Below are 20453 nucleotides of genomic sequence, written 5' to 3'. Positions count from 1 at the left end.
TTTAGTATTACATTGGCACTTCTATAAATAAAATGTCTGAGCTAAAGTTTGCTTTTAAATTAATTACATCAGTTTTATAAACTCCTAGCGCATCTCTTTTATTTAAAATTTTATTGTCTACAAGTACTTCTCCTTCAATAACCATAATATAAACACCATTATTTTTAGATTTTAATTGATACTTTAATACTGAATTTTCGCTTAAATTAATTCTTGAAACTTGTGCATTCTGGTGTATGATTAAAGCACCTTCAACACTATGTTCTATTGAAGATACCAATACTTGTAATTTATTTTTTCGTTCTAATGCATTAAACTTTTTTTGGTTGTAGCTAGGCGTTACATTTTGTTTATTTGGAATAATCCATATTTGAAATAAATTCACTTCCTCCGTTGGATGATTGTTCATTTCTGAATGTTCTATACCAGTACCTGCAGACATTACCTGAACTTCACCTTCTTCTAACGAAATCCATTTATTAGACATAGAATCTCTGTGTTTTAAGGCTCCTTTTAAGGGTATAGAAATAATTTCCATATTTTCATGTGGATGCATTCCAAATCCCATTCCCCCTTGAATAAAATCATCATTTAACACTCGTAAAGCGCCAAAATTCATCTTTTCAGAATTAAAATAATTTGAAAAACTAAAAGAGTAATTTGCTTTTAACCAACCATAATCTGCAATTCCTCTATCATTTGATTTGTATATTTTTGCTATCATTTGTTCTAAACTTATCTAAAAGAGTATTTAAAATTCTTGCCTCATCTTCAGAAAGATTGTTGAAATAATTATCTAAACCTTCCATTTTAACTTTCGACAATAAATTCAATCCCTTTTCGGTTATTTTTACATAAACTACCCGTCTATCATGTTCACAACGTTCACGTTCAATCAATTTTTTATCACATAATTTATCCATTAAACGAGTAGAATTTGGCGATTTTTGCACCATACGTTCTTTTACAGTTTTTACTGTAATTGCTTTTTTTGCTCCTCTTAAAATTCTAAGTATGTTGTATTGCTGTTCAGAAATTTTAAAAGGTTTTAACTGTTCATTTCCCAATGTATCAAAATAATTTGCTGTAAACTTTATATTTAACAGCGCCTTAATTTTTTCATTAGGAAATGTTGAATTTATTTCTTTAGAAAATTCTGTCATCTTAAACCGATTTTTGAAAATTTTCTACTAATCTTAAAAGGTTTAAATTTAAATGTTGGTCAACTAACACTCCCTCTTTAAAATTATCAAAAAAGGATGGAACTGACATATTCCCTATAATTTCACCTCCATTAAATGGAAACCTTTTAACGGCAAGTTCTAAAACTGTTTGCCCTCCTCGAGCACCTGGTGATGTTGCCAATAATAGCATTGGTTTATCTCTCCACACTTTACCATTTATTCTTGATAGCCAATCAAATACATTTTTAAAAGCTGCCGTATACGCTCCATTATGCTCGGCAAAAGAAATTATAAATCCATCAGATTTTTCAATTTCATAATTTAAATTAATTGCGCCTTCTGGAAAACCTTTTTCAGCTTCTAAATCAACCGAAAAAATAGACATACTATAGTTATTTAAATCAATATTTATCACTTCAACATCAGTCAATAAACTACCTGTATATTCTGCAAGAATTTTATTTATCGACTTTTTACTTGTACTAGCTCCAATTGTAAGAATTCTTTTCATAATTAAATTGAATTTATTTAAATAACTTTCTACCAAAAACATAAGAAACAACTAATAACACAAGTGCTATTATTGCAGCCATTTGTCCTCCATCTTTAATCATTACATGTGCAAAAAAAGCTAATATAAATTCAAAAAATAAAGCCGAATATGTCCATTCTTTAATTTTTGATTGTTTTTGAGTTACCAATACACCAACAGCTAAAATTTTAGCTACAGCTAAAGGGTAAATGATATACACTGGATAACCAAAACCTATAAACATTTTTGAAACTTCTGCATTATTAAATATGTACATTCCTGCAGACATTAATAATAAAGCACTTAATAATCCTGTACTTAACCAATAAATAATTTTGTTTGTTTTCATAATTTTAAGTTTTTATGTTGCAAATATACATAAAATATATTTTATTTACCTAGGTAATTAATGAACGGGTAATTAATTTATAAAGTTTAACATTCATTTTGTACTTTAGCAACTATAAAATAGCTGAAACAAATGGATATTAAATTCAATGTAAATGAAGATTACAACAAACTTCAATTATCAGAATTAAAAAAGAAATTGCTAAAAGTTTATAAAGGTGGTGGAAAAGAAAAAATTGAAAAACACAAAGCCAAGGGTAAATTAACTGCAAGAGAACGAATCGATTATTTATTTGATAAAAAATCTGACAGCATAGAAATTGGAGCATTAGTTGGTGATGAAATGTATGCAGAACACGGTGGCTGTCCTTCCGGTGGAGTTGTAGTTAAAATTGGATATATAAAAGGCAAACAGTGTATTGTAGTAGCAAATGATGCAACCGTAAAAGCAGGAGCTTGGTTTCCTATAACTGGAAAAAAGAATTTACGAGCTCAAGAAATTTCTATAGAAAATAAAATTCCTATTATTTATTTAGTTGACAGTGCTGGTGTTTATTTACCAATGCAAGATGAAATTTTTCCAGATAAAGAACACTTTGGTAGAATTTTTAGAAATAATGCAGTGATGAGCAGTATGGGAATTACTCAAATTTCTGCAATTATGGGAAGTTGTGTTGCTGGTGGTGCGTATTTACCTATTATGAGTGATGAAGCAATGATAGTTGATAAAACTGCTAGTATTTTTCTTGCTGGAAGTTATTTGGTAAAAGCTGCTATTGGAGAAAGCATTGATAATGAAACTCTTGGAGGAGCAACTACACATTGCGAAATTAGCGGAGTTACAGATTATAAAGCAAGCGATGACAAAGATGCCTTAGATAAAATTAGAAATATTGTTGGTAAAATTGGAGATTTTGGCAAAGCTGGATTTAATAGAGTTAAAGCACAATCACCTGTTGAAAACCCTGATGATATATTTGGGATTTTACCTAAAACCAGAACCGACCAATACGAAATAAGAGCAATTATAGAACGCATTGTAGATAATTCTGAATTTGAAGAATACAAAAAAGACTATGGAAAAACCATTGTTTGTGCTTATGCTAGAATTGATGGTTGGGCAGTTGGCATAGTTGCTAATCAGCGTAAAGTTGTAAAAAACGGTAAAAAGGAGATGCAATTTGGTGGTGTTATTTATTCTGACTCTGCAGATAAGGCAACGCGATTTATTGCAAATTGCAATCAGAAAAAAATTCCATTGGTATTTTTACAAGATGTTACCGGTTTTATGGTTGGTAGCAAAAGTGAACACGGAGGTATTATAAAAGATGGCGCTAAAATGGTAAATGCCGTTAGTAATTCTGTAGTTCCAAAATTTACAATAATAATTGGTAATTCTTACGGCGCTGGAAATTATGCAATGTGTGGAAAAGCTTATGACCCAAGGTTAATTGTTGCTTGGCCATCTGCTAGGTTAGCTGTTATGGGTGGTTCACAAGCTGCTAAAGTTTTACTGCAAATAGAAACTGCTTCATTAAAAAAACAAGGAGAAAAAATTACTAAAACAAAAGAAAAAGAAATACTAAAATCCATTCAACAAAAATACGATGCACAAACATCTCCATATTATGCTGCCGCTAGATTATGGACAGACGGAGTAATAAACCCACTTGACACCAGAAAGTGGATTAGTATAGGTATTGATGCAGCAAACCACGCTCCTATTGAAAAGCAATTTAATTTAGGAATAATTCAAGTTTAAATAATTGTAAAAACACATAGTAATTTTTACATTTGCATCACTTTTAAAATAAATACTACATTAATATTATGGGAAGAGCCTTTGAATTTAGAAAAGCACGTAAAATGAAACGTTGGTCTGCAATGGCAAAAACATTTACCAGAATTGGTAAAGATATTGTTATGGCGGTTAAAGAAGGTGGTCCAAACCCCGATACCAATGCACGTTTAAGGGCTGTAATTCAAAATGCTAAGGCTGCAAATATGCCTAAAGACAATGTAGAACGTGCAATTAAAAAAGCAAGTGAAAAAGATACTGCAGATTATAAAGAAGTATTATTTGAAGGTTACGCTCCACATGGTATAGCTGTAGTTGTTGAAACTGCAACTGACAATAACAATAGAACTGTTGCAAATGTTAGAGCTGCTTTTAGTAAATGCGATGGAAATATGGGAACCTCTGGTTCAGTAGTTTTTATGTTCGACCACACTTGTAACTTTAGAGTGAAAACTGAAGATTTACAAATGGACTTAGAAGAGTTTGAATTGGAATTAATAGATTTTGAAGTTGAAGAAGTTTTTGAAGATGAAGATGGAATTTTAATCTATGCTCCATTTGAACAATTTGGTGCTATCCAAAAATATTTAGAAGAAAACAACTTAGAGATACTTTCTTCTGGTTTTGAACGTATACCTACAACAACTGTAAAATTATCTGAAGATCAACAAGCAGATGTTGAAAAATTATTAGAACGCCTAGAAGAAGATGACGATGTACAAAACGTATATCATTCTATGGAAATGTAATTTTACCTAAATTATAGAAGGAAATAAATCTTTTTATTAACGAATTACGTATTTTAAAAGTATTGTTAAATTACTGTTGAATAGCATTTTATAAAAATTAAAATTCACATTAATATAACCGCTTTTAAACTATTACGCTTTATACTGGTGTAACTATACTTAAAACATCATCTAAAAACTTTTTAGATTTAATAAGTTTTGCATTTAATTTTGGAGCTTCTAAACCTTTTCCAAAGGTAGTTTTTCCTTCAAAAATAAAAGCTTCATCCCATAAATTAGCATCTATAAAACTTTGTAATGTTTGTTTTCCGCCTTCAATAATTACAGATTGAATTTCATACCTATATAAAATTTCACAAATTTGTTCTGGAACATTTTTATTGAAATTAATGTGTTCAAAAGTTACATTTTTATAAGAATTACTAACATGTTTTACTTCAGAAAAAACAATGGTTTTAATTCCATCATTCAATATATTGTAATCTTTGGGTATTTTCAAAATTCTATCAATAACAATTCTAACAGGATTATTTCCTGTCCATGTTCTTACATTTAAAGTAGGATTGTCATTTAAAGCCGTTGTTGTACCCACCAAAATAGCTTGTTCTTCAACTCTCATTTTATGTACGTATTGCTGAGAATAAGTATTTGAAATCCAATTTGGAGAAATTTCAGAAGTATCATCTCTTAATATATCTATAAAACCGTCTTTAGTTACTGCCCATTTCAGAATTATAAAAGGTCTTTTTTTAGTATGAAATGTAAAAAAACGTTTATTTAATTTATAACATTCATCTTCTAAAACACCAACAATTACATTACAACCATTATTTTTCAAATACTGCACTCCTCTCCCACACACTTTACTATTAGAATCTACTATTCCAATAACAACGTTTTTAATACCATTTGCTACAATTAAATTTGCACAAGGCGGTGTTTTACCAAAATGAGAACAAGGTTCTAAACTAACATAGATTGTAGCATTTTTTAAAAGCGATTTATCTTTAACAGAATTAATTGCGTGTACTTCGGCATGTGGTTCTCCCGCCTTTTTATGCCAACCTTCTCCAATAATAACGTCGTTTAAAACAATTACACTTCCAACCATTGGATTTGGATAAGTAGTTCCAAAACCATTTTTAGCTAATTGAATGCAACGTTTTATATATTTTTCATGTAATTTCACAGCGTAAAAATAATACAATAAAATGACTCTCAATAACTTTATAATTAGAGAAATTATTGCTGAAGATAATCCTAAAATTGCAAAAGCAATTAGAAGCATTTTAATTGAATTTGGTGCCCCAAAAGTAGGAACAGCATATGCAGATACTGCATTAGATACGCTTTCTGAAAATTACACCAATAAAAAATCAATATACTTTGTTATTGAAAAAAATAGCGAAATATTTGGAGGAGCTGGTATAAAAAAACTCGATAATTATAACGGAAATGTATGCGAATTACAAAAAATGTACTTTAAACCAGAAGCTCGAGGTATTGGTTTAGGAAGTAAAATGATGGATATTTGCCTACAAAAAGCAAAAGAATTTGGTTTTGAGAGTTTCTATTTAGAAACTTTACCTTATATGGAAGAAGCCCGTAAACTATATAGAAAAACTGGTTTTAAAGATTTAGATGCTCCTATGGGAGATACGGGACACTACTCATGTAACTTATGGATGCTTAAAAATTTATAATGAAATTACAACAATTTAAAACACAGTTTTTTTCTGAATTAAAATCTCAGTATCCAACCACTGAAATTCAATCGTTTTTCAATATTTTAATTGAGTTTCAATTATACTTATCACGTATTGAGGTGGCACTTCAACCTAATTTAGAAATCACCAAAACCGATGAAAACTTTCTTATAAAAGCACTTTCAGAATTAAAAAAGAACATTCCCATACAATATATTATAGGTGGAACTGAATTTTACGGATTGCCTTTTAAAGTTAATAGTAATGTGTTAATTCCAAGACCTGAAACCGAAGAATTAATCCGTTGGATTATTCAAAATCTAAAAACAGATAGTAAAAAATTAACAGCTAGTATACTTGATATTGGTACTGGAAGTGGCTGTATTGCAATTTCTTTGGCTAAAGAATTAACTTATGCTAAAGTTTCCGCAATAGATATTTCTTCGGAAGCAATTAAAACAGCACAACAAAATGCGCAACTAAATCAAGTAATGGTCGAGTTTTTAAAAACTGATATTTTAACCATTACTGAATTGCCTAAAAAATACGACATTATTGTTAGCAACCCACCCTATGTGCGCGAATTAGAAAAAGTACAAATGCAAAAAAATGTTTTAGAACACGAGCCACATTTAGCCTTGTTTGTAAAAGATAATAATCCCTTACTATTTTATGATAAAATTGCCGATTTAGCAAAAAATAATCTCACTGAAAACGGAAACTTATATTTTGAAATCAATCAATATTTAGGAGAAGAAACCGTAGAATTATTAGCTTCAAAAGGTTTTAAAAATATAGAACTAAAAAAAGATTTATTTGGAGAAGATAGAATGATTAAAGCGAGTTTTTAGTTGTTGGTTTCGACTCCGACTAACTGCCACAAACTTTGTAACTTTTAACCTTAGATTCTTTTTCAACTTTCTAACTTTAATAAATTACCTTTGCAAAATGTTAGAAAACTTTAAAAATCAGGAAGAAATTCTTTCTAAACTTGAAATTACAGCTTTAAATCCAATGCAAGAAGCAGCTTACAAAGCTATTTCTTCAAATTCAGAAATTATACTCTTATCCCCTACTGGCACAGGAAAAACATTAGCTTTCTTGCTACCAATTATTGAAGCTCTAAACCCTACTATAAAAAATATACAAACTTTAATTCTTGTACCATCTAGAGAACTTGCCATACAAATTGAACAGGTTATTAGAGAAATGGGAAGTGGCTACAAAACCAATGCCGTTTATGGAGGAAGATCAGGTTCTAAAGATAAAGTAGAAATTAAACATCCGCCTGCAATATTAATTGGTACACCTGGTAGAATTGCTGATCATTTAGATAGAGAAGTTTTTGAGATTTCAGCTATTAAAACCTTAGTTTTAGATGAGTTTGATAAATCTTTAGAGATTGGGTTTGAAGAAGATATGAAATTTATTATCGAAACTTTGAATAAGGTTTCAAAAAAAATATTGACTTCTGCTACTCAAAAAGTTAAAATTCCTTCATTTGTGGGACTTAAATCGCCAAAAAAATTGAGTTATTTAGGTGAAAAAACGCAAAATTTAAAACTTCAAACAGTAATTTCTCCTACACAAGACAAATTAACTTCCTTAGAAAAACTAATATATACTATTGGTGATGGAAGTGGAATAATATTTTGTAATTTAAAAGATAGTATTAAAAATGTTAGCGATTTTTTATATGAAAAAAATATTACACACGGTTGTTTTTCTGGAAATTTGGAACAACAAGACAGAGAACATGCATTGATTAAATTTAGAAATGGAACACATAAAATATTAATCGCTACAGATTTAGCTGCTAGAGGTATCGATATTCCCGAATTAAATTTTATTATTCATTATGAATTACCATCAAGACCCGATGAATTTATTCACCGAAATGGAAGAACTGCACGTATGCATAGCAACGGAACTGCGTATATTTTGAAATATAAAAATGAAGAATTACCAGTTTTTATTAAAAATGCTACTGAAATTAGTATAGATGGTAATTCAAAAAAATTAAAAGCGAATACTTGGAAAACACTTCACATTTCGGGAGGTAGAAAAGATAAAATTTCAAAAGGAGATATTGCAGGATTATTTTTTAAACAAGGAAATATTAAAAAAGAAACACTTGGAATAATAGAGTTAAAACAAGACTGTGCCTATGTTGCGGTTTCAAGTAAAAACTTAAACGCCTTAGTAAACAACTTAAATAACAGTAGAATTAAAAAGAAAAAAGTTAGAATTAGTATTTTAAAATAAGAAAATTCAATTTTCAACATTTAAAGTTATAAACTTAAATAGTACTTTTGCACCATGCGTATTGACATTATAACAGTTTCACCAGAATTAATTAAAAGTCCGTTTGAATATTCAATTATTAAACGCGCTATCGATAAAAATTTAGTTGAAGTACACTTTCACGATTTAAGAACCTATGCATTAAATAGCTACGGAAAAATAGATGATTATCAATTTGGAGGTGGTGCAGGAATGGTTTTAATGATAGAACCAATAGATAAATGCATTTCAAAATTAAAAGCTGAACGAGACTATGATGAAATAATTTATATGACGCCAGATGCCCCTACTTTAAATCAACAAACGGCAAACACCTTATCTTTAAACAAAAACATGATTATTTTATGTGGACATTATAAAGGTGTAGATCAACGTGTTAGAGATTTATTTATTACGAAGGAAATTTCTATAGGAGATTATGTTTTAAGTGGTGGTGAATTAGGTGCTGCGGTTTTATGCGACACAATTATACGATTAATACCAGGTGTTTTAGGTGATGAAACTTCGGCTTTAACAGACTCTTTTCAAGACGATTTACTTTCACCTCCAGTGTACACCAGACCCTCTGAATATAAAGGATTTAAAGTTCCAAAAATATTATTATCTGGTAATTTTCCTAAAATTGAAGAATGGAGAAATGAAAAAGCATTTGAACATACAAAAAAAATTAGACCAGATTTGTTGGAAGACTAATATTTTTGATTAAATTTGCACACTCAAAATTAACCTCTGACGAAAATCGTGAATGTTGATTTATGAAAAACTATTAAAAAGTTTAAAATGGAAACTTTAGTAAAATTTATACAAGACGAATTTGTAGAAAAGAAAGAATATCCTAAATTTCAAGCAGGAGATTCAATTACAGTTTATTATGAAATTAAAGAGGGTCAAAAAACTCGTACTCAGTTTTTTAAAGGAACAGTAATTCAAAGAAGAGGAACTGGAACTTCAGAAACATTTACAATTAGAAAAATGTCTGGTACAGTAGGTGTAGAACGTATTTTCCCAATTAATTTACCTGCAATTCAAAAAATTGAAGTTAACAAACATGGTAGAGTTCGTAGAGCACGTATTTTCTACTTTAGAGGTTTAACTGGTAAAAAAGCTAGAATCGCAGAAAAAAGACGTTAGTCTTATTTCTATAAAATTACAAACCCGTTTCAACCTTGAAACGGGTTTTTTGTTATTAACAAATGTTAATAACCTAAGTTTATATCTTGTTGATATTAAAACAATTATAAATTTGGAAAATTAAAAATTAGGTACTTAATTTACAATAGAATTAAACAACAAAATAAAACTAAATTACATTAAGTTGTAACTTTTTAAAGTTTAGAAAATTTATTTTAGCGTGAAATTCGAAATGTTCTTGAACATAGTTTTTAAAATCTAACTTTAAAAAAGTAATGGGCCAAGGTATTTAGCATGAATAACTGGAACAAGATTTTAAAAACGTTTTTAAAATAATATTTTGAAGCAAGTAGTTTTTAAAAGAATTACAACAAAGTTTTAGGTATTATTTTAAAAGAAACAACTGTTTTAATAATGAGTTGGGTTACAAACACAACTTAAATGATAATATTAAATATGTTAGTTTTAAAAATAAACTAGTAAATGAAGTAGAGAATATCATTTAAAAACTTATTAAAAAAAGTGTTTCAGCAAAAAGCCATAATATTGAATAATCAATATTATGGCTTTTGTTATTTTTTAAGATTAGTATTCTTTAAAAAATCACCTCTTATTTTTAAGTAAAATTCAAAATTAACACCTTATTTATAACGTTTTCGAAGCGTATTTTAAATCAATATTTAGTACATTTGCTACATTACAAATATAAAATAATCTACAACTAGATCAATCAACATAAAATTAATAATTATAATATAAAAAAACATTTATACTATGACTAATACATCTAAAATTTATTATACTAAAACAGATGAAGCTCCTGCTTTAGCAACCTATTCTTTTCTACCAATTGTAAAGGCTTTTGTAAAACCTTCAAATGTTGAAATTGAGACAAAAGATATCTCTTTAGCAAGTAGAATCTTAGCTGTATTTCCAGATTACTTAAAACCCGAACAACAAGTTAATGATGCATTAGGTGAGTTGGGTGAATTAGCCAAAAAACCTGAAGCAAATATTATAAAATTACCTAATATATCTGCTTCTGTACCTCAATTAAAAGCTGCTATTAAAGAGTTACAATCTTTAGGATATACAATACCAAATTACCCTGAAGAGCCTAAAACTGATGAAGAAAAAAGCATAAGAGAACGTTTTAATAAAGTGAAAGGTTCTGCAGTAAACCCTGTTTTACGAGAAGGGAATTCAGATAGAAGAGCTCCAAAAGCAGTTAAAAATTATGCTAAAAAGAACCCACATTCTATGGGTGCCTGGGCCTCAAATTCTAAAACTCATGTTGCAACAATGGATCACGGAGATTTTAGATCAAACGAAAAATCTATAACCTTAAAAGATGCTACTTCTATAAACATTGAACATGTTGATGCTAATGGAAATACTACCATCTTAAAAGAAAACCTTGCACTACTAAAAGGTGAAATAATTGACGGTACAGTAATGAATAAAAAAGCTCTTTTAGAGTTTTTAGATGCTCAAATTAAAGATGCTAAAAATAAAAATGTATTGTTTTCTTTACATATGAAAGCAACAATGATGAAGGTTTCTGATCCAATTATTTTTGGCCATGCTGTAAAAGTATTTTTTAAAGATGTTTTTACAAAACATAGCGCTATTTTAGACGAAATTGGAGTTGACGTAAACAATGGATTTGGAGATTTATTAACAAAAGTTCAAAATTTACCTGAAAACGAAAAAACAGCAATTGAAGCCGACATAAAAACGTGCTTTGAAAATGGTCCAAGCCTTGCCATGGTAAATTCTGATAAAGGTATTACAAATTTACATGTACCAAGTGATGTTATTATTGATGCTTCTATGCCTGCTATGATTCGTACTTCTGGTCAAATGTGGAATGCAGAAGGAAAACAACAAGACACAAAAGCTGTAATTCCAGATAGTAGTTATGCAAGTATATACGACGCAACTATAAACTTTTGTAAAGAAAACGGAGCCTTTGACCCAACTACAATGGGAACTGTTCCAAATGTAGGATTGATGGCTCAAAAAGCTGAAGAATATGGTTCTCACGATAAAACATTTGAAATTAAATCTAACGGAACTGTACGTGTAGTAGATGCTGAAGGTACATTATTAATGGAGCACACTGTTGAAGCTGGAGATATTTGGAGAATGTGTCAGGTTAAAGATGCTCCTGTTCAAGATTGGATTAAATTAGCTGTAAATAGAGCAAAAGCTACAAATACTCCTGCAATATTTTGGTTAGATAAAAACAGAGCACATGATGCACAAATAATAGAAAAAGTAAATACCTATTTACCAAACTACGATACAACTGGATTAGATATTCAAATTTTACCTCCTTATGAAGCTACGTTGTTTACTTTAAAAAGACTAAAAGCTGGTTTAGACACAATTTCTGTTACAGGAAATGTTTTACGTGATTTCTTAACAGATTTATTCCCAATTTTAGAAGTTGGTACTAGTGCTAAAATGTTATCTATCGTTCCTTTAATGAATGGTGGTGGAATGTTTGAAACTGGTGCTGGTGGTTCTGCGCCAAAACACGTTCAACAATTTAATGAAGAAGGTCATTTAAGATGGGATTCTTTAGGTGAATTTTTAGCTTTAGCGGTATCTTTAGAGCACTTAGGAGAAACAACAAACAACAAAAAAGCGCTTATTTTAGGTAAAACTTTAGATGATGCTACTGATAAATTTTTAGATAATAAAAAATCACCTTCTCGAAAAGTTGGAGAATTAGATACTAGAGGTAGTCAATTTTATTTAGCAATGTATTGGGCCGAAGAGTTGGCTGCTCAAAATGAAGATACTACTTTAAAAGAGTTATTTACAAAAGTTGCTGAAGAATTAAAAACAAATGAAGCTTCAATAGTTTCTGAACTTGTAAATGCACAAGAAAAAGAAGTTAATATTGGTGGTTATTATAAGCCAAATAAAACTTTGACCATTAATGCAATGCGACCAAGTAAAACTTTTAATAAAATTATAGATACTATATAATAAAATAAAAATTCACAAAAATTTTTATTCTATTTCATTACTATAATCATTACTCAAGAGGTTTTCTATACGCACTATTTTCGTTTAGAAAACCTCTTTTAATTTTATTTTTTATGGGAACAGATAAAAACCAACTTGTTAGAGGCTTAAAATATGAAGCTGCTGCCCTTCCACTACTTTTAATTTCCCCAGTATTAATAACCATGGGTTTTAAAGCTATAAAACACCAGAACAATTATATTTGGCTAATTGTAGGTATAGTATTTGCTATTGCAGCAATAATAATCGGATTTATGGGAATTAAAATTATTTTAAATGCATTATTTAATTCTAAATAAATGAAGGTTCACAACTTTAAAAAAAGTTTACAATGGGAATATTGGCCATCCTACTTATTTTATGTTCCTGTAGTACCCTACGCTTTTTACTTAGCTTTAAAATCGAGAAGTTTTGGTTTTTTTTCAGCTGTAAACCCAAGCATTGAAGGTTCTGGAAATGGATTAGAATCTAAATTTAAAACTATAGAATTAGTTCCAGATACTTATAAACCAAAAAGTATGTTTGTTGCTAAAAATCAAAAGTTAGAAGAAATTTTAAACAATTTAAAACAAAAAAATATTGAATTTCCTTTAATTATAAAACCCGATATTGGATTTAGAGGATTGCTTGTAAAAAAAATAAACACTGAAATTGAGCTTCAAAATTATCTTAAAAAATACAATACTATAAATTTAATTATCCAAGAATTTATCAGCTATAAAAATGAATGCGGTATTTTTTATCATAGAATTCCAAATGAAGCTAAGGGCAAAATCACCTCTATTACTTTAAAAAAGTTTTTAGCTGTAACTGGAGATGGCACATCAAATCTTTCAACGCTTATAAAAAATAATGAAAGAGCAACTAACTATCTAGACCTGGTACTAGCATTAAATACAGATAAGCTTAAATCTATTCCTAAAAAAGGTGAAAAAATAATTTTAACCGTTATTGGAAATCATTCTAAAGGAACTGAATTTATAAACGGTAATCATTTAATAACCAAAAAACTAGAAAAAACTTTAGATACTATAAACTCAAGTATTAACGGTTGGTATTATGGCCGAATTGATGTGAAATTCAAAAATTTTGAAGAATTATTACAAGGAAAAAATTTAAAAATTTTAGAAATTAACGGTGTAATTGCAGAACCTACCCATATTTATGACGCTTCAAAAGGAACTTATTACAAAGCCCTAAAATCAATAAAAGAACACTGGAAAATTATCTACAAAATTGGTGTTAAAAACAAACAATTAAACAATGGTAACTTTACCAATTTAAAATATTTAATAAATGTTTATTTTAAATATAAAAAATATTTAAAAACAGTTAAAAAATTGGCTGCTAATTAGATTTAGATTTTGGAGTGGTTGGATTGAATCCAAAATCTTCATCTGGCAATTCTATTCCTAACTGAAATATTACATATCCTAAACTTGCAAAATGATGAATTGCGTGGCTATGAGCTTGAATTAAAATACTACCTAAGGTATAATTAGCAGTAACTATACCTAAACCTAAATCGTCTTTTACTTTTACTATTCTATCAAATTCAGATTGATCTAACTGTTTTAATTTTTTAAGTATTGTATTAAAATAATCAATACCTTTTTCGGTAAAATTTTCAGCTAAATTGTTTCGTTTTCTGTTAACTAAATTAATTTCATCAACAGGTAAACCTTCAAAAATACAATCAAAAACATCTAAAATATGACGTGTATGTGTTCCAATACTTGAATAATATGGAGCTATAGAAGTATTTCGATAATCTTCATCAGAAATATTTTGTAAAAGTTGAATACCTCTTTGTAAATTTTTCTCAATAGCTTCAATCATATGTATATTTTTTATGGTTGTAAATATAAAATATTTTAGTTTAAAATCTTTATCAATGTATAAATTGCCAAAACTAAAAAAAGTAAACTTAATATTAAGTTTATATTTCTAGCTATAAACCTAACTTTTTTAATAATAAAATTGGCAAATATTATATAAGTATAAAAAATTAAAAACGACCCCAAACCAGCTCCAAAGACAAATAACATAATATAAGGTTGCGCTATTATTAATCTATCTATAGAAGTTAAATAAATACTTAAACCTAAATAAAAAGGAATTGCTAGCATATTAATTGCCGATAATCCCATTCCTTTTATAAGAAAATTACCGTTTGTTTTAGTTTCTTTAGGATTTAACTCTTTTCTTGATAAGAAAAAAAAGAATATTGAAAGTGCACAAAACACAAAAATTGCTATTTTTTTTAATTTTGTAATTATCGCTGGATTATTTAAAAAATAATCCGCAAAATACAATGCAATACCCGCTTGTAAAAAAACCACAATTGAGGCTCCAATGGCAAATTTTACACTTTCATATTTTCCGGTATTAATTCTTATTTTAAGTGCCGTCATATTTAACATTCCTGGTGAAATTAAACCAAAGTATGCCATAAATATTCCGTATAAAATATGATAAAAATAATCCATAAAAAGGTATTAGATTTTATTAAAAAGCGAATATATTAATTTAAAATGAATTTAAATTGCAACAAAAATTACAGAGAAATTAATTGTAGAATCTTTCAATAATTAAAAATACTTTGCAAACAACTTATTTAAATCTTCTGAAATATTTAATCTTTTAATTATTACTAAAAAAACAGTAGTGATTAAAATACCTTTAAAAAGTATATTCAATATTGGATTTAAACCAAAATCCCAAAAATCAATAATAAAATAAACAGCTGCAATTACAAATAAAACTTTTATGGTATTTCTACTAAAAGGCTGAATATTTAATTTAGATTTTATAAACATAATTTTAATAACACCATACACTAAAACCACAATTAAAGTAGCTAAAGCAGCTCCATTTATTCCTATTAAACTAATTAACCAACGGTTTAAAACAATTACACTAATTGCCATTGCTAATGATAAATAAAAGAATATTTTATAATATTTAGAATTCACCAAAATTGCATTTCCAGTACCCAATGCTAATTCCATTATTTTTGCAATTGATATAATTAACACAATCCAAATTCCTTTTGTGTATTGTGGTTTATCAATAATTTGGTAAACATCAGTAATATTTAAATTGATTAATAAAAACAACAAACCACCAACAACTAATAAATTTATAGAACTTTGTTTATAGAGTTTTTCTACTTCTACTATATTATTAGAATTCATTTCTTTTGCCGTAATCGGATTTGTAATTTGTTGCATTGCGCGTGTAGGAATTGCGACTACACTTGCAATATAAATACCAACAGAGTAATATGCTACTTCAGCTATTTTTTCTATTTGTGGAATCATAAATTTATCGATTTCCAACAAAATTCCCGAAGCCGAACCAGCAATAATAATATACACTGAAAATGAAAGTATTTCTTTTAAATTGGCAGGTAATTTAAACACCAATTTTGGCATATAAACATACACAGCATATAGCTTCATTATAAGTGTTCTAACACCATAAACCATTACAACTGCATAAATAAACTGTTCGTTAGTAATCCAATTAAAATAAACAGCAATTAATAAGAATGAGGTACAGATACGGGTAAAAATTTCTTTAATAAAATTACCAAAAACTGAATTAAATTGCACTTTTGTCCAAGAATAGAACACTTCAAAATAGCCCATAAAAACGGCTGTAATAAAAATTAAATAAGTATAATCTTTAATTAAAATGTTTTCTGAAGACAGCCAGCTAGCTATAGATTGATAAAAAACAACACCAATTAAGGCTAATGGAATTATTACAACTAAAGGTAGAATTAGAGTTGTAATTAAAAAACCATCTTGTTCTATTTTAGTTTTGTAAGATGTATAATACTTTATAATAGTATGCTGCATTCCAAAAACCAACAAAGGCAAAATTATATTTGCCGCCGATAATAAAAAGGTTATTAAACCAAAATAATCTTCGTGTAGAAAATGAGTATATAAAAACAGCACATTAATTCCTCCAATGGCAAAACCTAAAAAAAGTATTAATGTATTTGTAAAAGACTGTTTTAAAACAATACCCATAATTTATAGTAATTTTAATAGTTCATTATAAATATGTTCACCAACATTGGAACCATATAAATTAATTGAAAAATCTGCTTTCGAATTCTGTAAATAGTTATAAGCATCTACCATTTTTACTGAATTACTACCCACAATTTTTGCAAAATTATTTGTGACTAACTCTACCCATTCGGTTTCTTCACGCGCAATAATACAATGTTTTTTATTAAAAAAAGCCTCTTTTTGAAGTCCACCGCTATCAGTTACCACCAAATTACAATTTTTAAGTAACTCTAGCATATCAAAATAACCTACAGGATCTATAAAAGTTATATTATATTTTAAATTATTATTTTCTAAAATAGCCTTAGTTCTTGGATGCAATGGAATTACAACTTTTTTAAGTTTATTTATTTCCTCTAATCCTTGAAAAATAGATTTTAAACTCTCAATATTATCTGTGTTTTCTTGCCTATGAATTGTAGCCAATACAAATTCATTTTTTTGAAGTTTAAGATTTTTAATTATTGATGATTTATCAGCTGAAAATTCACTATAAAATTCTACAGCATCTTTCATAATATCTCCACTTTTTATAACTTTTGGAGGGAAATTATCAAAACCTTCGTTTTGTAAATTTTCAATAGCTGTATCTGTAGGACATAATAATATATCGGAAATTCTATCGGTTAAAATACGATTAATTTCTTCTGGCATTTTGATATTAAAAGAACGTAAACCAGCTTCTATATGCGCTACTTTTATATCCATTTTTTTTGCAGCTAACGCTCCTGCTAGCGTAGAATTTGTATCTCCATAAACAACTACTAAATCTGGTTTTTCATCCTTTAAAACTTCCTCAATTTTAATAAGCATCTGCCCTGTCATTGCTCCGTGACTCAATCCGTTTATAGCTAAATTATATTTTGGTTTAGGAATATCCATTTCATCAAAAAAAATGTTGCTCATATTTGCATCATAATGCTGCCCTGTGTGCACTATAACTTCTTCTATTTCATTATTCTTAGAAATTACACGACTCAATACTGCTGCTTTTACAAACTGAGGACGTGCGCCTAAAATTGTAACTATTTTTTTCATTCTTTGTGTTTTCTTTTTGAATTCTGCTCACTTCAAATTAGACGTTAACTTTACAGAAAATCAATTAAATTATTTTTTAAACAAGCTCTTTTAACAATTTAGCTACTTGTTTTGTTAATTCTCGTCTATGAAATTTTTCAATATTTTTTGAATTAACACTCAAATTGCAATCTTTATATTTTGAATACAATTCTAAAATGGAATTTTTTAGTTTAGTTCTATCTTCAAAATCAACTACAACACCTGCATTTGTTTCGTTTAAAATTTCAGCCAAATCACCATCTACTGGTGCAATTGCCAAAATTGGCCGATTTACCATTAGATATTCAAAAATTTTACCGGTTATTATTCCTTTTGCGCTTGGTACATTATTTAATAATAACAATAAAACTTGAGATTTTTTTTGATACTCTACAACACTATCATGCGACACATAGTTAACAATTTCTACCTGCTCTTGAAGTTTTTTATTTTCAATATCATCAACAACAGAAGCATCAACTTTACCAATTAATTTTAATATAAAATCGTTTTTAAAATCTGTATTTTCAAATATAATTTCAGCCAATACATTCCATAACATTTTTGGGTTTCTATCGGCATTCATTAAACCAATATGTGTAATTGTAAATTTTGAATCTAAATTATTTTCTGAAGTTAATACCTCACCATCAAAACCATTAGTTATAGTGACAACATTATTACTAAATTTTGCATAATTTTTATTCATTGTATTTCCAACAACCAATACTTTATCTGCATTTAACAACACTTCTTGTTCTAAATAATGGTGTTTATTTATTGCTTTTTTGGTTAATGGTAATTGATGAAAATAATCAATTTCTGTCCAAGGGTCTCTAAAATCTGCAATCCATTTCACACCTAATTGCTGTTTTAATTTTAACCCAATTAAATGCATACTATGTGGCGGACCTGTAGTAATTATTGCATCAACTTTATGTGTTGAAATGTATTTTTTTAAATATTTTACAGATGGTTTTATCCAAAATTTTCTTGCATCTGGTATAAAATAATTAGCTCTAATATACTGCAAAATTCTACCAAAAAAAGTTGGCTTCTGATTTAAAAAACCTGCACTTTCAGACTTCTTTTTCCCAAAAAAAGACAATATACTATTAGGTTCAAAAATTGGTTGTTTTAATACCTCTATATTTTTAGGAACATCACTTTGTAAACTTTCATCTAAAATTGGATATTTTGGATTTTCAACCGTATAAACAATTGGTTCTACGTCAAAATCTCTAAAATATTTTACAAATTTTAACCATCGTTGTACTCCAGAACCACCTGCTGGTGGCCAATAATATGTAATTATTAAAACTTTCAAAATTCTGTTATTTTTTGCTTAAAAAAATTAAAATCCGCATTAGATTCTTTATTTATTTTAGGCATTATATTTTTTAAATGCGCTCTAATTCCATCTGTATTTGTAATAAAATTAGTAAACGATTGCATTGCTTTTTCACTGCCTTCATTATAATCAATAGAATATTCCGAAAGTTCTAAATAATTATAACATTCTTTACCTTTTACTTCATAACTAATATTAAAAGCCGGAATATTTTTAGTTAAAGACGTTATACACATATGTAATCTTGTACCAATTACAAAATCGTACTCTTCTATTTTTTTATAAAAATCTTCAAACTTAAAATAATCTGCTAATACTGTGGTTTTAACCTGTAATGTTATATCTAAATTATCGTAAATTTCTTGTGCTAATTTAGCATCATCTTTATAATTAGCTAGCCCTTGACAGGTTGATATAAACTCCACAGTATATCCTCTATTTACAGATTCTTTTATAAATGCACTTATTAGCTTTATATAAGATTCTTTATTTCTCCCGTCGTAATTCCATTCCCTAACTGAAACGCCAACTTTCTTTAAATTTTTAGAAGCTTGTTCTTTAAAATCAAGTAAAAATGCAGCATCCTTAGTCAACTTAAATTTCTGTTTTGAGATATTTAAATTTGTTAAAATATTAAAAGAAAACTGATCTCTAACAAATATATACGAAATAGATGTATCCATTAATTTTTGAAAAAACAAAGCATCTTTTTTGTTTAATGGCCCAACCGATTGCGAATAAATTAGTGATTTTTTACCAAAATATTTTGCTACTTTATAAACTGATAGACTATTTTTAATATTGTAGTTAGAGTTAATATATCCACCAGGAGTTCCAACAAGTACGTCAGCTTCTCTATAATGTTTTGAAAATAAAAATAACAAAGAAAGTAACAACGGTTTTAAAAAGGGCAACTTCATATAAATTTTATACTGACCAATTTCCTCTACAAATGGTAAATCTGGATACAATTCTTTAGCCAATTTATAATAATATGTAGCTATTTTAACCTGAAAACCAGCTCCTTCTAATTTTTTATACAAGGCATAAAACAAAGCAACATCTCCATTATTTAAGGGAACAACGTTGTTTATTAACAATTTTATTTTATCTGTATTTTTATGTTTAACCATGTAGTTTTAGTCGCTTGTTCTATTTGAAATT

General features: G+C 28.2%; 21 protein-coding genes. 10 read left to right on the top strand and 11 right to left on the bottom strand.

The window, feature by feature from the left end; genetic code table 11:
- Positions 1–7: 7 nt before the first annotated feature.
- The 4 genes from MKD41_RS02095 to MKD41_RS02080 are packed head-to-tail and all read right to left on the bottom strand — an operon-like array spanning position 8 to position 2065.
- The gene (locus MKD41_RS02095; RefSeq protein ID WP_240243799.1) at positions 8–724 is read right to left on the bottom strand and encodes a pirin family protein; all 717 of its coding nucleotides are present in this window, start codon (positions 722–724) and stop codon (positions 8–10) included.
- Entirely contained in the window at positions 696–1163 is a 468-nt protein-coding gene (locus MKD41_RS02090) for a MarR family winged helix-turn-helix transcriptional regulator (protein WP_240243798.1), read from the bottom strand. Before MKD41_RS02090 ends, MKD41_RS02095 begins: the two co-directional genes overlap by 29 nt.
- Before the next feature lies 1 nt (position 1164).
- Complete coding sequence (locus tag MKD41_RS02085; RefSeq protein ID WP_240243797.1) at positions 1165–1695, bottom strand: NADPH-dependent FMN reductase; 531 nt, start codon at positions 1693–1695, stop codon at positions 1165–1167.
- Positions 1696–1708: 13 nt separating this feature from the next.
- Positions 1709–2065 carry a DoxX family protein gene (locus MKD41_RS02080; RefSeq protein ID WP_240243796.1) on the bottom strand — a complete coding sequence of 119 codons (357 nt, stop codon included), beginning with the start codon at positions 2063–2065 and terminating at the stop codon, positions 1709–1711.
- A 132-nt stretch (positions 2066–2197) separates the two neighbouring features.
- Here MKD41_RS02080 and MKD41_RS02075 point away from each other — a divergent pair, with 132 nt between their 5' ends.
- On the top strand, positions 2198–3826 hold the full coding sequence (locus tag MKD41_RS02075; protein ID WP_240243795.1) for an acyl-CoA carboxylase subunit beta: 1629 nt from the start codon (positions 2198–2200) through the stop codon (positions 3824–3826).
- Positions 3827–3894: 68 nt separating this feature from the next.
- Complete coding sequence (locus MKD41_RS02070; protein WP_240243794.1) at positions 3895–4611, top strand: YebC/PmpR family DNA-binding transcriptional regulator; 717 nt, start codon at positions 3895–3897, stop codon at positions 4609–4611.
- A gap of 139 nt (positions 4612–4750) precedes the next feature.
- Here MKD41_RS02070 and ribD read toward each other — a convergent pair whose 3' ends face one another.
- The gene (gene ribD, locus MKD41_RS02065; RefSeq protein ID WP_240243793.1) at positions 4751–5800 is read right to left on the bottom strand and encodes a bifunctional diaminohydroxyphosphoribosylaminopyrimidine deaminase/5-amino-6-(5-phosphoribosylamino)uracil reductase RibD; all 1050 of its coding nucleotides are present in this window, start codon (positions 5798–5800) and stop codon (positions 4751–4753) included.
- Positions 5801–5822: 22 nt separating this feature from the next.
- Between ribD and MKD41_RS02060 the strand changes: the two genes are divergently transcribed.
- From MKD41_RS02060 to MKD41_RS02025, 8 genes are all read left to right on the top strand, one after another.
- Entirely contained in the window at positions 5823–6314 is a 492-nt protein-coding gene (locus MKD41_RS02060; protein WP_240243792.1) for a GNAT family N-acetyltransferase, read from the top strand.
- Positions 6314–7168, top strand: a complete 855-nt coding sequence (gene prmC, locus MKD41_RS02055; RefSeq protein ID WP_240243791.1) for a peptide chain release factor N(5)-glutamine methyltransferase — start codon at positions 6314–6316, stop codon at positions 7166–7168. The genes MKD41_RS02060 and prmC overlap by 1 nt, the downstream gene beginning before the upstream one ends.
- Positions 7169–7265: 97 nt before the next feature.
- Positions 7266–8582 (top strand): DEAD/DEAH box helicase, encoded by a 1317-nt coding sequence (locus MKD41_RS02050; RefSeq protein WP_240243790.1) that lies wholly within the window; start codon positions 7266–7268, stop codon positions 8580–8582.
- Between the two features lie 54 nt (positions 8583–8636).
- The gene (trmD, locus tag MKD41_RS02045) at positions 8637–9314 is read left to right on the top strand and encodes a tRNA (guanosine(37)-N1)-methyltransferase TrmD (RefSeq protein ID WP_240243789.1); all 678 of its coding nucleotides are present in this window, start codon (positions 8637–8639) and stop codon (positions 9312–9314) included.
- Between the two features lie 87 nt (positions 9315–9401).
- Positions 9402–9752 (top strand): 50S ribosomal protein L19, encoded by a 351-nt coding sequence (rplS, locus tag MKD41_RS02040; RefSeq protein WP_240243788.1) that lies wholly within the window; start codon positions 9402–9404, stop codon positions 9750–9752.
- 774 nt (positions 9753–10526) lie between these two features.
- The gene (locus MKD41_RS02035; protein ID WP_240243787.1) at positions 10527–12752 is read left to right on the top strand and encodes an NADP-dependent isocitrate dehydrogenase; all 2226 of its coding nucleotides are present in this window, start codon (positions 10527–10529) and stop codon (positions 12750–12752) included.
- A 113-nt stretch (positions 12753–12865) separates the two neighbouring features.
- Entirely contained in the window at positions 12866–13090 is a 225-nt protein-coding gene (locus MKD41_RS02030; protein WP_240243786.1) for a DUF6095 family protein, read from the top strand.
- A complete protein-coding gene (locus tag MKD41_RS02025) occupies positions 13091–14146 on the top strand; it encodes a D-alanine--D-alanine ligase (protein WP_240243785.1) in 1056 nt (351 codons plus the stop codon).
- Here MKD41_RS02025 and MKD41_RS02020 read toward each other — a convergent pair.
- The 6 genes from MKD41_RS02020 to MKD41_RS01995 all read right to left on the bottom strand — a co-directional run bounded on the left by MKD41_RS02020 (position 14139) and on the right by MKD41_RS01995 (position 20422).
- Positions 14139–14630, bottom strand: a complete 492-nt coding sequence (locus MKD41_RS02020; RefSeq protein ID WP_240243784.1) for a DinB family protein — start codon at positions 14628–14630, stop codon at positions 14139–14141. The two genes, MKD41_RS02025 and MKD41_RS02020, sit on opposite strands and share 8 nt — an antisense overlap.
- 35 nt (positions 14631–14665) lie before the next feature.
- Positions 14666–15280 (bottom strand): hypothetical protein, encoded by a 615-nt coding sequence (locus tag MKD41_RS02015; RefSeq protein ID WP_240243783.1) that lies wholly within the window; start codon positions 15278–15280, stop codon positions 14666–14668.
- A 102-nt stretch (positions 15281–15382) separates the two neighbouring features.
- Positions 15383–16834 (bottom strand): lipopolysaccharide biosynthesis protein, encoded by a 1452-nt coding sequence (locus MKD41_RS02010; RefSeq protein ID WP_240243782.1) that lies wholly within the window; start codon positions 16832–16834, stop codon positions 15383–15385.
- A gap of 3 nt (positions 16835–16837) precedes the next feature.
- A complete protein-coding gene (gene wecB, locus MKD41_RS02005; protein WP_240243781.1) occupies positions 16838–17917 on the bottom strand; it encodes a non-hydrolyzing UDP-N-acetylglucosamine 2-epimerase in 1080 nt (359 codons plus the stop codon).
- 76 nt (positions 17918–17993) lie between these two features.
- A complete protein-coding gene (locus tag MKD41_RS02000) occupies positions 17994–19265 on the bottom strand; it encodes a glycosyltransferase (RefSeq protein WP_240243780.1) in 1272 nt (423 codons plus the stop codon).
- Complete coding sequence (locus MKD41_RS01995; protein ID WP_240243779.1) at positions 19262–20422, bottom strand: polysaccharide pyruvyl transferase family protein; 1161 nt, start codon at positions 20420–20422, stop codon at positions 19262–19264. Before MKD41_RS01995 ends, MKD41_RS02000 begins: the two co-directional genes overlap by 4 nt.
- Positions 20423–20453 lie beyond the last annotated feature (31 nt).

The organism is Lutibacter sp. A64 (assembly GCF_022429565.1).
Taxonomy (GTDB): Bacteria; Bacteroidota; Bacteroidia; order Flavobacteriales; family Flavobacteriaceae; genus Lutibacter.
This window is presented reverse-complemented; position numbering and strand designations above follow the sequence as displayed.